Annotated in this window: 14 protein-coding genes; 8 read left to right on the top strand and 6 right to left on the bottom strand. The window is 70.9% G+C overall.

The genetic code is table 11. The features are described from left to right. The first annotated feature begins 39 nt into the window (after positions 1–39). Positions 40–252: a SlyX family protein gene (locus MFF64_RS02135; RefSeq protein ID WP_099900081.1), complete on the top strand. Its 213-nt coding sequence runs from the start codon at positions 40–42 to the stop codon at positions 250–252. 98 nt (positions 253–350) lie between these two features. Here the strand turns inward: MFF64_RS02135 and MFF64_RS02130 are convergent, their stop codons facing one another. Further along, the gene (locus tag MFF64_RS02130) at positions 351–1,187 is read right to left on the bottom strand and encodes an outer membrane protein (protein ID WP_099900079.1); all 837 of its coding nucleotides are present in this window, start codon (positions 1,185–1,187) and stop codon (positions 351–353) included. A gap of 618 nt (positions 1,188–1,805) precedes the next feature. Here MFF64_RS02130 and glyA point away from each other — a divergent pair. From glyA to MFF64_RS02110, 4 genes are all read left to right on the top strand, one after another. Next, positions 1,806–3,107 carry a serine hydroxymethyltransferase gene (gene glyA, locus MFF64_RS02125; RefSeq protein ID WP_099900077.1) on the top strand — a complete coding sequence of 434 codons (1,302 nt, stop codon included), beginning with the start codon at positions 1,806–1,808 and terminating at the stop codon, positions 3,105–3,107. A gap of 119 nt (positions 3,108–3,226) precedes the next feature. Next, the gene (nrdR, locus tag MFF64_RS02120; protein ID WP_099900075.1) at positions 3,227–3,775 is read left to right on the top strand and encodes a transcriptional regulator NrdR; all 549 of its coding nucleotides are present in this window, start codon (positions 3,227–3,229) and stop codon (positions 3,773–3,775) included. A 35-nt stretch (positions 3,776–3,810) separates the two neighbouring features. After that, on the top strand, positions 3,811–4,896 hold the full coding sequence (ribD, locus tag MFF64_RS02115) for a bifunctional diaminohydroxyphosphoribosylaminopyrimidine deaminase/5-amino-6-(5-phosphoribosylamino)uracil reductase RibD (protein ID WP_165795538.1): 1,086 nt from the start codon (positions 3,811–3,813) through the stop codon (positions 4,894–4,896). Then, on the top strand, positions 4,897–5,547 hold the full coding sequence (locus MFF64_RS02110; RefSeq protein ID WP_238189363.1) for a riboflavin synthase: 651 nt from the start codon (positions 4,897–4,899) through the stop codon (positions 5,545–5,547). Here the strand turns inward: MFF64_RS02110 and MFF64_RS02105 are convergent. Continuing rightward, positions 5,474–6,448 carry a LysR family transcriptional regulator gene (locus tag MFF64_RS02105; protein ID WP_238189360.1) on the bottom strand — a complete coding sequence of 325 codons (975 nt, stop codon included), beginning with the start codon at positions 6,446–6,448 and terminating at the stop codon, positions 5,474–5,476. The genes MFF64_RS02110 and MFF64_RS02105 overlap by 74 nt on opposite strands. A 99-nt stretch (positions 6,449–6,547) precedes the next feature. Between MFF64_RS02105 and MFF64_RS02100 the strand changes: the two genes are divergently transcribed. The 3 genes from MFF64_RS02100 (at position 6,548) to MFF64_RS02090 (ending at position 8,933) form a co-directional block, all read left to right on the top strand. Next, positions 6,548–7,303: an SDR family NAD(P)-dependent oxidoreductase gene (locus tag MFF64_RS02100; protein WP_099904707.1), complete on the top strand. Its 756-nt coding sequence runs from the start codon at positions 6,548–6,550 to the stop codon at positions 7,301–7,303. Positions 7,304–7,692: 389 nt separating this feature from the next. Further along, a complete protein-coding gene (locus MFF64_RS02095; RefSeq protein WP_099904705.1) occupies positions 7,693–8,202 on the top strand; it encodes an Hsp20 family protein in 510 nt (169 codons plus the stop codon). Between the two features lie 221 nt (positions 8,203–8,423). Continuing rightward, on the top strand, positions 8,424–8,933 hold the full coding sequence (locus MFF64_RS02090) for a hypothetical protein (protein WP_425324385.1): 510 nt from the start codon (positions 8,424–8,426) through the stop codon (positions 8,931–8,933). Positions 8,934–9,137: 204 nt separating this feature from the next. On the opposite strand, the gene MFF64_RS02085 is transcribed toward MFF64_RS02090, so the two are convergent. The 4 genes from MFF64_RS02085 to ribH all read right to left on the bottom strand — a co-directional run bounded on the left by MFF64_RS02085 (position 9,138) and on the right by ribH (position 13,714). Next, positions 9,138–11,285 carry a sodium-translocating pyrophosphatase gene (locus MFF64_RS02085; protein WP_238189359.1) on the bottom strand — a complete coding sequence of 716 codons (2,148 nt, stop codon included), beginning with the start codon at positions 11,283–11,285 and terminating at the stop codon, positions 9,138–9,140. Positions 11,286–11,505: 220 nt separating this feature from the next. Next, complete coding sequence (gene thiL / locus MFF64_RS02080; protein WP_238189356.1) at positions 11,506–12,510, bottom strand: thiamine-phosphate kinase; 1,005 nt, start codon at positions 12,508–12,510, stop codon at positions 11,506–11,508. 177 nt (positions 12,511–12,687) lie between these two features. Beyond that, positions 12,688–13,170 (bottom strand): transcription antitermination factor NusB, encoded by a 483-nt coding sequence (gene nusB, locus MFF64_RS02075; protein WP_238189354.1) that lies wholly within the window; start codon positions 13,168–13,170, stop codon positions 12,688–12,690. Position 13,171: 1 nt separating this feature from the next. Beyond that, the gene (gene ribH, locus MFF64_RS02070; protein ID WP_099901637.1) at positions 13,172–13,714 is read right to left on the bottom strand and encodes a 6,7-dimethyl-8-ribityllumazine synthase; all 543 of its coding nucleotides are present in this window, start codon (positions 13,712–13,714) and stop codon (positions 13,172–13,174) included. Between the last annotated feature and the right edge of the window lie 92 nt (positions 13,715–13,806).

The raw sequence follows: 13,806 nt of genomic DNA, 5'->3' as shown, positions 1-13,806 counted from the left end.
GGCGCGAGCCCGGGCCGTTTTCGCGCGAGTGGACGCCAGATGACCCCCGATCCGGAAGACCGCCTCGACGCGCTGGAAGCGCGCATTGCCCATCAGGACGCGACGATCGAGGACCTGAACCGCATCGTCACCGAGCAGTGGAGCGCGATCGACGCCCTGACGCGGCACGTCGCTGCCCTGCGCGAGCGTGTGCGCGAGATGGCCGAGCGCCCGACCGGGACCGGGGACGAGCCACCGCCGCCCCACTACTGAGAAAAGAGACCGCCCCGGGCCGCAGGGCCCGGGGCGGATCGCACGGTGCCGTTTCCGCCGCTCCCGGCACCGGCCGTCTGCGACCGGCGGAACGAGGGTTAGAACGTGCCGAACTTGAAGTTGAGGCCGGCGCGGACGAGGCTGCCCTCGGTGCGGAACCGGGTGAAGTAGCCGACGCCCGGGCTGAGCGGAGCGCCGGTCGAGGCGACCAGCAGGTTGCGGCTGCCGAGGTCGTAGCGGAGGTACTCCGCCTTCAGCGTCACCGCGTTCGACTTGAAGACGTTCAGGAACGAATCGGTGGGCAGGGCGTACTCGATGCCGCCGCCATAGGCGTAGCCGGTCTCGATGCGCGAGCGGCTGCCGAAATAGGTGACCGGCGCGTTGGTCTGGAAGGCGACGGTCTGGGTCACGTCGCCGTAGGCGAAGCCGCCGGTGCCGTACACGAGGACGCGGTCGAAGGCGTAGCCGATCCGGCCGCGCACGGTGCCCAGGAAACTGAGATCCGCCCGGTAGGTGTTGGTCAGCTGGTTCGGGTTGATCGCCGGCAGGAAGATGGACTCGGTGCGGCGGCGGTTCAGGTCGGTATAGGCTGCGTCCGCCTCGAGACCGACGACGAAGCCGGAGCCCGGCGTGAACTGGTAATTGTATCCGATCTGGCCGCCGGCGGTGAAGCCGTCCTGCGCCAGCGGGACGCTCGCGCGGCGCAAGCCATTGTTGACGTTGGCCTGGAGCGCCCCGATGCCGACGGTGCTCAGCCGGTCGGCCTCCGTATAGGTGTAGCCGGCATTGATGCCGAAATAGGCTCCCGTCCAGGTGAAGACCGGCACCGGCGTGAAGACCGGCGGCGGAGCGGCGCGCCGCGGCAGGTCGGCGGCGGACGCGGCGCCGACGGACAGGACGGCGGCAGTGCCGGCGGTGAGCAATGACTTCAGCATGGACCCGGGTTTTCCTCTTGCGCGATTGAGACGCCGTCAATGTGTGAGGCAGCGTCGCACCGCGTCCAATGACCGGCGAGCCACGGCACCGGAGAAACCGCAGACCAACAGCCGTCATCGGGATTTACCAGCGCGTAGTGTCGAATGGAGCACAGTTCTTCTTTGGAAATGGTCAGTCATAAAATTTTTGTGAGCGGGGATTAAATTCTCGGTAACGGGGAAATTGCTGGGACTCGATATGCGGGGTCACTCGCCAGCGCGACGTGAGCGAGCCTGCGATGTGCCTTGGCCAGACCGATCGGACGATCGTGGCCGCCGGCGCCGCCGTGAGGAGGAGGCCACGCCCCACGAATTTTCCCCAAAGGCGGTTTCAATTTTTTTGAGTTTATTTCTGGTCGATCCAAATCCAATCTGCGTGCAGATCGGGTCCGGCGGGCCGAGCGCGGGCATCGATCCGCCCTCACCTAGGCCGAAGCCCGGAGGCGCACGCGGCGGAAGGTCCAGCCTTCGCGGCCTTGGACTCTTGCGTCGTCCGCGTGTAGAAGCCGGCCGATCCCAGTAGCTTATTTCCGCACCGGCGCTCCGTCCGGGCGGCTCCCGACGAACCTCGAGGCCATCATGAGCGTGGGCACCGCCGCCACTTCCCGGTCCAACTCGTTCTTCTCCGCGTCGCTGGCCGACGCCGACCCGGAGCTCGCCGGCGCCGTCGCGAAGGAGCTCGGCCGCCAGCAGCACGAGATCGAGCTGATCGCCTCGGAGAACATCGTCTCGCGCGCCGTGCTGGAGGCACAGGGCTCGGTGCTGACCAACAAGTACGCCGAGGGCTATCCGGGCCGGCGCTACTACGGCGGCTGCGAGTTCGTCGACATCGCCGAGAACCTCGCCATCGAGCGCGCCAAGCGCCTGTTTGCTTGCGAGTTCGCCAACGTGCAGCCGAATTCCGGCTCCCAGGCGAACCAGGCCGTGTTCATGGCCACGATGCAGCCCGGCGACACCTTCCTCGGCCTCGATCTCGCGGCGGGCGGCCATCTCACCCACGGCGCGCCCCCGAACGTCTCGGGCAAGTGGTTCAAGCCGGTCTCCTACACCGTGCGCCGCGACGACCAGCGCATCGACATGGAGCAGGTCGAGCGCCTGGCCCAGGAGCACAAGCCGAAGGTCATCATCGCCGGCGGCTCCGGTTATCCGCGCCACTGGGACTTCGCCAAGTTCCGCGAGATCGCCGACAGCGTCGGCGCGGTGTTCTTCGTCGACATGGCCCACTTCGCCGGCCTGGTGGCTGGCGGCGCGCATCCGTCGCCGTTCCCGCACGCCCACGTCGTCACCACCACCACGCACAAGACCCTGCGCGGCCCACGCGGCGGCATGATCCTGACCAACGACGAGGCCTTGGCCAAGAAGCTCAACTCGGCGATCTTCCCCGGCCTCCAGGGCGGGCCGCTGATGCACGTCATCGCCGGGAAGGCGGTGGCCTTCGGCGAGGCTTTGCGCCCCGAGTTCAAGGTCTATGCCCGTCAGGTGGTGGAGAATGCCCGGGCGCTCGCCGACACCATCATCTCGGGCGGCTACGACATCACCTCGGGCGGCACCGACAACCACCTGATGCTGGTGGATCTTCGCGCCAAGGAGCTGACCGGCAAGGCGGCGGAAGCCGCGCTCTCCCGCGCCGGCATCACCTGCAACAAGAACGGCGTGCCGTTCGATCCCCAGAAGCCGACCATCACCTCCGGCATCCGGCTCGGCACCCCGGCCGCGACCTCCCGCGGCTTCGGCGTTGCCGAGTTCAAGAAGGTCGGCGAGCTGATCGTGCACGTACTCGACGGCCTGCACCGCGCCGGCGAGGCGGGCGATGCGGGCGCCGAGGAGGCGGCCAAGCGCGAGGTCCACGCGCTCACCGACCGTTTCCCGATCTATGGCTGAGTTGTGAGCGCCTGATCTCCCGGCTTCCCCTTCCGCCGGGAGCGCTCTAGAACACGCCCCTCCGGGGCCGGTCCCACGCGGGACCGGCCCTTTTTCGTACACAGAGGAACGGGCGGCCGATGCGGTGCCCCTATTGCGGCGGCCTCGACACACAGGTGAAGGATTCCCGACCGAGCGACGACAGCTCGGCGATCCGGCGCCGGCGGATCTGCCCGGATTGCGGCGGCCGCTTCACCACCTTCGAGCGGGTGCAACTGCGCGAGCTGATCGTGGTCAAGCGCTCGGGCCGCAAGGTGCCGTTCGACCGCGACAAGCTCCAGCGCTCGGTCGAGACGGCGCTCCGCAAGCGCCCGGTCGAGCCGGAGCGGGTCGAGCGCCTGGTGAGCGGCATCACCCGCCGGCTCGAGAGCACCGGCGAGGCCGAGGTGACCAGCGAGGCGATCGGCGAGGCGGTGATGGAGGGGCTGAAGGGCCTCGACGACGTCGCCTATGTGCGCTTCGCCTCGGTCTACAAGAATTTTCGCGAGGCCCGCGACTTCGAGGAGCTTCTGGGCCACCTCGCCGCCGGTGCGGCCCAGGCGGCCGCCGACGAGCCTGTCCCCGCCGACGCGTCGCCCCCGATCGATCCGGCGCCGCCGGCCCGGCGGCCGCGGAGCCGCGCGTCGTGAGCGCTCCGGATCCCGTCCAGTCGGACCGGCGCTACATGCGCCTCGCCCTCGCCCTCGGCCGGCGCCATCTGGGCCAGGCCTGGCCCAACCCCTCGGTCGGCGCGGTGCTGGTCGGCGGTCCGCCGGGCGCCGAGCGCATCCTGGCCCAGGGCGTGACGCAACCCGGCGGCCGGCCTCATGCCGAGCGGGTGGCGCTGGCGGCGGCGGGGGAGGCTGCCCGCGGTGCCACCCTCTACGTGACGCTCGAACCCTGCTCCCATCACGGCCGCACCTCGCCGTGCGCCGACGCCACCATCGCGGCCGGCGTGGCCCGGGTGGTGAGCGCGATGGACGATCCCGATCCCCGGGTCGCCGGCCGCGGCCATGCCCGGCTGGCGCAGGCCGGCATCGCGGTCTCGGTTGGGCTCCTGGGTGCGGAGGCCGCGCGCGACCAGCGCGGGCACGTGACCCGGATCCTTCAGGGCCGTCCTGCCGTCTTCCTCAAGCTCGCCCGCACCGCGGACGGCTTCGCGGCGGGCGGGGAGGGACGGCTGATGATCAGCGGACCGCGGGCCAATGCCGAGATCCATCTGCAGCGGGCGCATTGCGACGCGATCATGGTCGGTGTCGGCACCGTGCTGGCCGACGACCCCGCGCTCACCGTGCGCCTGCCCGGGATGGCGGCGCGCTCGCCGCTGCGGATCGTCCTCGATCCCTGCCTGCGCACGCCGCCGACCGCCGGCCTGGTGCGCACCAGCGCCACCGTCCCGACCCTGATCCTCGCCGGCCCTCAGGGCTCCATGGAGGCGGCGGACGCCCTGAGCGCCGCCGGCGCCGAGGTGCAGCGGGTGCCGGTCACGGCGGAGGGCCGCATCGACCTGCCCGCCGCCCTGCGCTTCCTCGGCGCCCGCGGCTTGACCCGGGTCTGCTCCGAGGGCGGGCCGACGCTCGCCGACGCGCTGGCGCGCGAGAACCTCGTCGACGAGTGCCTGCTCGTCACCGGCGATTGCGTCCTCGGCCAGCCCGGCCTGCCGGCGGTCGGCCCGAACCTCGCCGCCCGCCTCGCCTCCGCGGATTTCGCGGTCGCGGAGGAGTATCGGGTCGGCACCGATCTCTTCACCTGCCACGTACGGAGCCCGTAGATGTTCACCGGCCTCGTCTCGGATGTCGGCCGCGTCGCCGCGGTGTCCGGCGATTCCAAGCTGAAGCGCATCGCCATCGACTGCGCCTACGACCCCGCCGGCATCCTGATCGGCGCCTCGATCGCCTGCTCGGGGCCCTGCCTCACCGCCGTGACGGTGACGCCGCGCGCGGGCGGCTGCACCTTCGAGGTCGATGCCGCCGCCGAGACCCTGGCCCGCACGACCGTCGGGGCGTGGGGCCCGGGCACGCGGGTGAACCTGGAGCGCTCGCTGAAGATCGGGGACGAGCTCGGCGGCCACCTCGTCACCGGCCACGTCGACGGCCTCGCCGAGATCGTCGCCCGCGAACCGGTGACCGGGCAGGCCGGCGACGCGGGGGATAGCTGGGCCCCCAGCGAGCGCTTCGTGCTCCGGGCGCCCGCCGCGCTGTCGCGCTTCATCGCCGAGAAGGGCTCGGTCTGCCTCGACGGCACCTCGCTCACCGTCAACGGTGTGGAGGGCGACACCTTCACGGTGCTGCTGATCCCCCACACGCTGGCCGTCACTACCTGGGGCGAGCGCCGGGTCGGGGACACGCTCAATCTCGAGGTCGATCTGATCGCCCGCTACGCGGCGCGGTTGACGGAGGCGCGGGCGGCGGTCGCCGGCTGACCGCAAGACCCGTCAATCGCGTCGCGAAAAACTCGGCCAAGGCCTCGACCTTCGCCGGCCGCGCCTGCGCGCTCGGCGTGACGAAGGACAGTGCGCCGCCCGGCAGGTGCCAGCCCGGCAGAAGCGCCTCCAAGCGCCCGTCGGCGAGGTATTCGGCCACGATGAAGTCCGGCAGCTCGGCCACGCCGAGCCCGTCGAGCAGCACCGGCAGCAAGGCGTCGGCATTCGTCACCCGCAACGGCCCGGCGGGGGCGACACTGACCTCCGTGCCATCCGGCCCTGTGAAGCGCCAGACGCCCTGCCGGGCCCGATAGGCGTAGCCGAGACAGTGGTCCAGCCTCAAGCCGTCCGGATGCTCCGGCCGGCCGTGGCGCGCCAGGTAGGCCGGCGCCGCCACGACGAGGGCCGTGACGGGCAGGAGCCGCCGCGCGACGAGCGTCGAATCCGGCAGGGCCGCGATCCGCAAGGCCGCGTCGAACCCCTCGCCGACGAGATCGACCCTCGCGTCCGAGAGGTGCAGGTCGACGGCGAGTTCCGGGTAGAGGCGAAACAGCTCCGGCAGCAGCGGCGCGACCCAGCGCAACCCGAAAGACATCGGCACCGCGAGCCGCACCGTGCCGCGCGGCCGGCGCGACAGGTCGCGCGCCGCATCCTCCGCCTCTTGCGCCTCGCGGCAGGCCCGGGCGGCGCCCGCGACCACCTGCTCGCCGAACGCGGTCAGGGCGAGCCGGCGCGAGCTGCGGTTGACGAGCCGCCCGCCCAGACGCGCCTCCAGCCGGCTCACCGCCCGTGACACGGTGGCGACCGACACGCCTGCCACCCGCGCGGCACCCGCGTAGGAGCGCTCCTCCGCGACCTTGGCGAACAGGGCGAGCCCCTCGAAATCCGGCAGCTTCGACATCGACAGATCTGCAACGATGGTTTGCGGACGTTGCTGTATCGCAAGCACTAACGTCGGTCCGTGATCCGCTCACGCACCCGGACGGGAGAGACACGGATCATGACAGGCAAGCTCACTCACAAGGTCGCGGTGGTGACCGGCGGCACCAGCGGCATCGGTCTGGCCACCGCCAGGCTCTTCGCGCGGGAAGGCGCCCGGGTCTTCGTCACCGGCCGGCGCCGGGCCGAGCTCGACCGGGCCGTGGCCGCCATCGGTCCGGCCGCGACCGGCGTGCAGGCCGACGCCTCGACGCTCGCCGACCTCGACCGGCTCTATGCGCAGGTGCAGGCGGAGGCCGGCCGCATCGACGTGCTGTTCGCCAATGCCGGCGGGGGGTCGATGCTGCCGCTCGGCGAGATCACCGAGGAGCAGTATGAGGACACGTTCGGCCGCAACGTGAAGGGCGTGCTGTTCACGGTGCAGAAGGCGCTGCCGCTGCTGGCGCCCGGCGCCTCGGTGATTCTGACCGGTTCGACGGCGGGCACGGAAGGCACGCAGGCCTTCAGCGTCTACGCCGCCTCGAAGGCGGCGGTGCGGGCGCTCGCCCGCAACTGGATCCTCGACCTGAAGGGGCGCGGCATCCGGGTGAACACGCTGAGCCCCGGCGCGACCCGCACCCCGGGCCTCGTCGATCTCGCCGGCCCGGACGCGGCCCAGCAGCAGGGCCTGCTCGACTATCTCGCCTCCCGGATCCCGATGGGCCGGGTCGGCGAGGCGGACGAGATCGCCAGGGCAGCCCTGTTCCTGGCCTCGGACGATGCGAGCTTCGTCAACGGCATCGAGTTGTTCGTGGATGGCGGACAGGCGCAGGTCTGACTGGGCACATCCGATCTGGTACGCGCGTATCATTGCGCCGGCGAGCGGCCTCGGTCGGACCGTGCTCCCCTGAAACACTCGGGAGATCCCGCATGAGCAGCACCCACGAGACGGCTTTTCGTGCCGCCCTCCTCGGCCTCACCCTCGTCCTCGGGGGCGGCCCTAGCCGGGTGACGGCCGGGGCCATCCGCCGAAGCCGGAACGGCTTTGTGGGACGACGGCGTTCCTCGATGAGACGTCGCGCGGGCTAAAAAATCTCAATGGAGCTGGAACCGGAGCGCGGGATCCGCGTTACATGCGCGCGAGGCCCGAATGGGCTCGCAGGTTGGGCGCCGGACCGGGTGTCCGGCGGCCCTCGTCATCACGTTGCTCTCAAGGAGGATGTGGTCATGAGGACCTACGATTTCGCGCCGCTCTACCGTTCCACCGTCGGATTCGACCGCCTTTTCTCGATGCTCGACCAAGCCGCTCGGGTCGAGCCGTCGACCCAGTGGCCACCTTACGACATCGAGAAGGTCGCTGACGACGCCTACCGCATCACCATGGCGGTCGCCGGCTTCTCACAAGACGAGATCGAGCTGACCCAACACGACACCGCGCTGCTCGTCGCCGGCCAGAAGAAGGACAAGGACGGAGAGCGCGATTACCTGCACCGCGGCATCGCCGCGCGCGCCTTCCGCCAGACCTTCAGCCTGGCCGACCACGTGAAGGTGACGGGCGCCAGCCTGGAGAACGGCCTGCTGGCGGTCGATCTCAAGCGTGAGGTGCCGGAGGCGCTCAAGCCCCGCCGCATCGCGATCGGCAGCAGGCAGGACACCCTCGGGCAGGACAACGCCCCGGCCCAGAGCGCCCCGCTCCAGGTCGAGGACCGCGCCGGGGATCGCGTCAAGGCCGCCTGATCCCTCCAGAAATACCCTCGCGCCTTCGCATCGACGTGTCGATGCGAAGGCGACCGGCGCATCAGCGCCGGCGCCCGTTCGGGCTTGCCTGGCGCCTTCGAACGCGTCCGTTCGAAGGCGCGGCGGTATAATCCACTGACGAGCGGCAACCCCGGAGGCCTGCGCCCCCGGGGCCTGATTCCTTGTCGTGCACCGTCACGCACCATCAGGGAGGATGACCCGTGTCAATGATGGAGACGCATCTCACCCATTCCGGCCCGATGAACCCGCCGTCCACCCAGCCCGCCTCGTTCGAGGGGTGGCAGGCGCTGGTCGCGCCCGGCGACGTGTTTCGTCACCCGCGGGAGCTCTTGGCGCACCCGCGCCTCTCGCGGGCGGAGAAGCGCGCGATCCTGGCCTCCTGGGCCTCGGATGCCTGCGCCCTGGAGAACGCGCCGGGCCTGCGCTGCCTGGTCGGCTGCCGGGCCGAGCCGGTCCCGGTCGATGCCGTGCTCGGTGCCCTCGCCGAACTCGACCGCGGTTCCTCGCGACGGGAAGCCGTCACGCCCGCGACGAGACGGCGGCCGTCTCAGAGGCGTTCGGGCGCGCCGTGGAACCTGCGCTCCTCCACCCGTCCCGGCCGCCGGGATGACGACGATGACCCCCCGCCGTGCCCGGCCGCGCTGATGCCGGCGCCGCGTCCCCGGACACCTCCGAACGCCGCGGCGCGGGCGCTCGGCTTGCCGGCCTAGGCGCGCCCGGCCCGGGGCAGGAAGTCGGCGACTTTGCCGATCCACTGATGGCGCGGGCGGATCGCGGGGGGTGACTGGTCGCCCTGCCGACGGCGAGCAGTGGCATTTGAAAAAAGGCGGCCGTCCGGGCTCCGGACGGCCGCTTCGCTGTTAGGGAGATGCGGGTCATGGCGATCCGATGCGGATCGCCGGTCCGCCCGCCGCTCAGCTATGCGCCAGGATCGCCAGCAGCAGCAGGGCGATGATGTTGGTGATCTTGATCGCCGGGTTCACCGCCGGGCCGGCGGTGTCCTTGTAGGGATCGCCGACGGTGTCGCCGGTGACCGCGGCCTTGTGGGCGTCGGAGCCCTTGCCGCCGTGGTGGCCGTCCTCGATGAACTTCTTGGCGTTGTCCCAGGCACCGCCGCCGGAGGTCATCGAGACCGCGACGTAGAGGCCGGTGAGGATCACGCCGAGCAGCATCGCGCCCACCGCCGCGAAGGCCTGGCCCTTGCCGGCGATGGCCTGGATCACGAAGAACAGCACCACCGGCGAGAGCACCGGCAGCAGCGAGGGCACCACCATCTCCTTGATCGCCGCCTTAGTCAGCATGTCGACGGCGCGGCCGTAGTCGGGCCGCTCGGTCCCCTGCATGATGCCGGGCTTCTCGCGGAACTGGCGGCGGACCTCCTCCACCACCGCGCCGGCGGCGCGGCCCACCGCCGTCATGGCGATGCCGCCGAACAGGTACGGGATCAGGCCGCCGAGGAGCAGGCCGACGACCACGTAGGGGTTCGACAGCGAGAAGTCGACGGTGATGCCCTGGAAGAACCGGTACTGGGTCGGCGAGGCATTCTTGATGAAGTAGTTGAGGTCCGACGTGTAGGCGGCGAACAGCACCAGGGCACCGAGGCCCGCCGAGCCGATGGCGTAGCCCTTGGTGACCGCCTTGGTGGTGTTGCCGACGGCGTCGAGCGCGTCGGTGGACTTGCGCACCTCCTTCGGGAGTCCCGCCATCTCGGCGATGCCGCCGGCATTGTCGGTGACCGGGCCGAAGGCGTCGAGGGCGACGACGACGCCGGCGAGCGCCAGCATGGCGGTGACCGCGATGGCGATGCCGAACAGGCCCGCGAGCCCGTAGGTGACGATGATGCCGGCGACGATCACGATCGCCGGGAGCGCGGTCGATTCGAGGGAGATCGCCAGGCCCTGGATTACGTTGGTGCCGTGGCCGGTGACCGAGGAATGGGCGATCGACTTGACCGGGCGGTAGCGGGTGCCGGTGTAGTACTCGGTGATGACGACGATCAGCGCCGTGATGACGAGGCCGGCCACCGCACAGAGGAACAGGCTGAGCGAGGTGAAAGTGTCGCCGCCGGTGGTGGTGAAGCTCGTCGAGAAGCCGCCGAACATCACCATGTTCAGGCCCGCAATGGCGACGATCGAGAGCGCGCCGGCGCCGATCAGCCCCTTGTAGAGCGCCCCCATGATCGACTGGTTCGAGCCGAGCCGCACGAAGAACGTGCCGATGATCGAGGTGATGATGCAGGCAGCCCCGATCGCCATCGGGTAGATCAGCATCGTCTCGAGCACGTTGCGGCCGCCGACATCGGTCTGGCCGGAGAAGAAGATCGCCGCCAGCACCATCGTGGCGACGAGGGTGACGGCATAAGTCTCGAACAGGTCGGCGGCCATGCCGGCGCAGTCGCCGACATTGTCGCCGACATTGTCCGCGATGGTGGCGGGATTGCGCGGATCGTCCTCCGGAATGCCCGCCTCGACCTTGCCGACGAGGTCGCCGCCGACATCGGCGCCCTTGGTGAAGATGCCGCCGCCCAGCCGTGCGAAGATCGAGATCAGGGAGGCGCCGAAGCCAAGCGCCACGAGCGCGTCGATCACCTCGCGGCTCGACGGGTTCAGGCCGGCGAAGCGGGTGAGATAGGTGTAGTAGAGGGCCACACCGAGGAGCGCGAGGCCGGCCACCAGCATGCCGGTGACGGCACCCGACTTGAACGCCACCGAGAGGCCGGCGCCGAGCGATTGCGCCGCGGCCTGGGCGGTGCGCACGTTGGCCCGCACCGAGACGTTCATGCCGATGAAGCCGGCGACGCCCGACAGGACGGCGCCGATCAGGAAGCCGATCGCGACCTTGAGGCCGAGGAACCAGGCGAGGAGCACGAACAGCACCACGCCGACGGCCCCGATCGTGAGGTATTGGCGGCGCAGATAGGCCTGGGCGCCCTCGGCGATCGCACCGGCGATCTCCTGCATGCGCTGCGTACCGGCGTCGCGCCGCATGACGTCGTTGATGGTGACGATGCCGTAGGCAACGGCGCAGAGGCCGCCCAGGATGATGAGCAGGAGTGCGGTCATTCTACCGTCCTTGATTGTCGGGCATTCCCGCGACGTCGGACGGCCGAGATGGCGAGCGGCCGTGAACGCGCGAAGCGGGCCTCCCTCCCTGTTGAGCGGGCCCGCGCGCCAGCACGGATCCGCGCCCCTAGTCGTGCCAAACTTCCCACCGGAGCGCAAATGCTCCCAAGCTTCATCCGCCTGAGACTTTCGGCGCCGGCCTTGCGTCTTTGGACCGCGTCTAGAAGTGGCTGAACGAGCCGGAGCGGAAGCGGCGCACGCTGCCGTCCGCCGCACGGAAGACCGGCGGGGCGCTGCCTTCCGTCACCGTGCCGATCTCGGCGAGCGGCACGCCGGCCCGCCCAGCGGCCTCCTGCAGGGCCGGCACCTCCGCGGGATCGGCGGCACAGAGGATCTCGTAATCGTCGCCACCGGTAAGCGCGGTGTCGAGGAGCGCCGGTTTTACGGCCAGCGCCGCCCGAGCCGCGTCCGAGAGCGGAATCGCCTCGATCTCGACCTCGGCGCTCAGGTCCGCGGCCCGCATCATCTTGGCGAGATCGCCGACGAGCCCGTCCGACACGTCCATCGCCGCGCGGGCATGGGCCCGCAGGGCCGGCGCGAGGGCGAGGCGGGCCTGCGGATGCAGGTAGCGGTCGACCAGGGCGGTGCGGACCGGGAAGGATAGGGCCTCCCCCCAGGGCGCCGCGGGCTTCTGCCGGAGCTTGAGGCCGAAAGCCGCGTCGCCGATGCTGCCCGAGACGAGGAGCCTGTCCCCGACCCGCGCCGTGCCCCGCCGCACCATCGTGCCGGACGGGACCTCGCCGAGGGCGGTGATGCCGACGAGGGTGGGGCCGGCCGCCCGCACGGTGTCGCCGCCGAGGAGCGGGCAGCTCGCCAGCGCCGCGGCCTCGCTCAACCCGGTGCAGAACTCGGCGAGCCAGGCCTCGTCCCAATCGTCGCTGAGCGCGAGGGTGAGGAGGAAGCCCCGCGGCTCGGCCCCCTTCGCGGCGAGGTCGGACAGGTTCACGCCGAGCGCCTTGCAGGCGATCGAGGACGGCGGGTCGTCGGGATAGTAATGCACGCCGGCCACCACCGCGTCGGTGGTCAGCACCAGGTCGTGACCCGGGCTCGGCGTCAGCACGGCCGCGTCGTCGCGCAAGGACAGCCCGCCGGCACCGGCGAGAGGCGCGAAGTAGCGGGCGATCAACTCATCTTCGGTGGGGCGGGGCAGATCGGTGCGGGCCATCGCGTGGTGGTCTCGCGGTGGAAGGCAGGCAAGGGGCGAAACCGCGATCCGCCCCCCCTCGGCAGACAGCTAGAGCGCAGGTCGGCGGCCGCGGCAATGCCCTAACGCAACAAAAGGAAAATCGTCCCACATTTCCGGATCGTTTCGCCGAGACCGCGGGAAGCGACCCGTGCCGCCTCAACCGGCGCGCGAACCCTTGGCTGAATCCTTCGCGAAATCGTCCGGACGCACGACGCGGCCGACCTTGTCGAGCACCGCGTTGACGAGGCCCGGCTCTTCGCCCTCGTAGAAGCTGTGGGCGACGTCGACGTATTCGGAGATCGCGACCTTCACCGGCACGTCGCGGCGGAACATCACCTCGTAGGCACCGGCCCGCAGGATCGCCCGCACCACCGCCTCGAGGCGGCGCAGGGGCCAGCCGGCGGAGAGCGCAGCGTCGAGGCGCTGGTCGATCGCCCGCTGCTCCTCGACGACGCCGCGCAGGAGGTCGCGGAAGAAGGCCGTCTCGGCCGGCGGGTGCTCGACCTCGTCGATGACCTGGCCGATCCAGAAGGCCTCGAACTCGGCCAGCGCGTCGATCACGCCCTTGCCGGAGATCTCCATCTCGTAGAGAGCCTGGACCACCGCCAGGCGGGCGCCGCTGCGCTCGGCGGGCTTCATCTCAATCGGACTCCGGATTGCGGCGGGGGGTGAAGCCGATGGTGCGGTCCTGGCGCCCGGCTTCCTCGGCCCGGCGCAGGGCGAGCACCGCCAGCGCGGCTTCCGCGGCGCCGCCGCCCTTGTTCATCTCGGCGACGCGGGCGCGGGCTTGGGCCTGGGCCTCGGTCTCGACCGTCAGGATGCCGTTGCCGAGCGGCAGGCGGAGCATCACCGAGAGGTCCATCAGGGCCCGGGCGCTCTCGCCCGCGACGATGTCGTAATGGCCGGTCTCGCCGCGGATCACGCAGCCGAGCGCCACCACCGCGTCATAGGGCTTGTGGGCGCGGGCCGCCGCCTCGAGCAGGATCGCGACGGCCTGGGGGATCTCCAGCGCGCCCGGCACCGTGACGACCACGGCCTCGGCCCCCGCCGCCGCGATCGCAGCCTGCGCACCGGCGAGGAGCTCGTCGGAAATGTCCTCGTAGTAGCGGGCCTCGACGACGAGCACCCGGGCTCCGGTGAGCTGGGGGCGGTCGGCTCCGCTGTCGCGGCGTGGCGTGTGCATGGCGCGGGTCTTCGAGCCTCGAACGGGCACCGGCTCGCGCGCGGCCGTGACGCGGCCTCGCTGCGGTGCATCACCGGCGGGGAGGGGAGCAC

This window comes from Methylobacterium frigidaeris (assembly GCF_022179185.1).
Taxonomy (GTDB): domain Bacteria; phylum Pseudomonadota; class Alphaproteobacteria; order Rhizobiales; family Beijerinckiaceae; genus Methylobacterium; species Methylobacterium frigidaeris.
Note: the sequence above shows the minus strand (reverse complement) of the source record. Positions and strands in the feature narration are given on the sequence as shown.

What these genes read in the sequence shown, in the direction of transcription:
- MFF64_RS02135 (WP_099900081.1), top strand. Translation starts at nt 40, where the DNA reads ATGACCCCCGATCCGGAAGACCGCCTCGACGCGCTGGAAGCGCGCATT.
- MFF64_RS02130 (WP_099900079.1), bottom strand. Translation starts at nt 1,187, where the DNA reads ATGCTGAAGTCATTGCTCACCGCCGGCACTGCCGCCGTCCTGTCCGTC.
- glyA (WP_099900077.1), top strand. Translation starts at nt 1,806, where the DNA reads ATGAGCGTGGGCACCGCCGCCACTTCCCGGTCCAACTCGTTCTTCTCC.
- nrdR (WP_099900075.1), top strand. Translation starts at nt 3,227, where the DNA reads ATGCGGTGCCCCTATTGCGGCGGCCTCGACACACAGGTGAAGGATTCC.
- ribD (WP_165795538.1), top strand. Translation starts at nt 3,811, where the DNA reads ATGCGCCTCGCCCTCGCCCTCGGCCGGCGCCATCTGGGCCAGGCCTGG.
- MFF64_RS02110 (WP_238189363.1), top strand. Translation starts at nt 4,897, where the DNA reads ATGTTCACCGGCCTCGTCTCGGATGTCGGCCGCGTCGCCGCGGTGTCC.
- MFF64_RS02105 (WP_238189360.1), bottom strand. Translation starts at nt 6,448, where the DNA reads ATGTCGAAGCTGCCGGATTTCGAGGGGCTCGCCCTGTTCGCCAAGGTC.
- MFF64_RS02100 (WP_099904707.1), top strand. Translation starts at nt 6,548, where the DNA reads ATGACAGGCAAGCTCACTCACAAGGTCGCGGTGGTGACCGGCGGCACC.
- MFF64_RS02095 (WP_099904705.1), top strand. Translation starts at nt 7,693, where the DNA reads ATGAGGACCTACGATTTCGCGCCGCTCTACCGTTCCACCGTCGGATTC.
- MFF64_RS02085 (WP_238189359.1), bottom strand. Translation starts at nt 11,285, where the DNA reads ATGACCGCACTCCTGCTCATCATCCTGGGCGGCCTCTGCGCCGTTGCC.
- thiL (WP_238189356.1), bottom strand. Translation starts at nt 12,510, where the DNA reads ATGGCCCGCACCGATCTGCCCCGCCCCACCGAAGATGAGTTGATCGCC.
- nusB (WP_238189354.1), bottom strand. Translation starts at nt 13,170, where the DNA reads ATGAAGCCCGCCGAGCGCAGCGGCGCCCGCCTGGCGGTGGTCCAGGCT.
- ribH (WP_099901637.1), bottom strand. Translation starts at nt 13,714, where the DNA reads ATGCACACGCCACGCCGCGACAGCGGAGCCGACCGCCCCCAGCTCACC.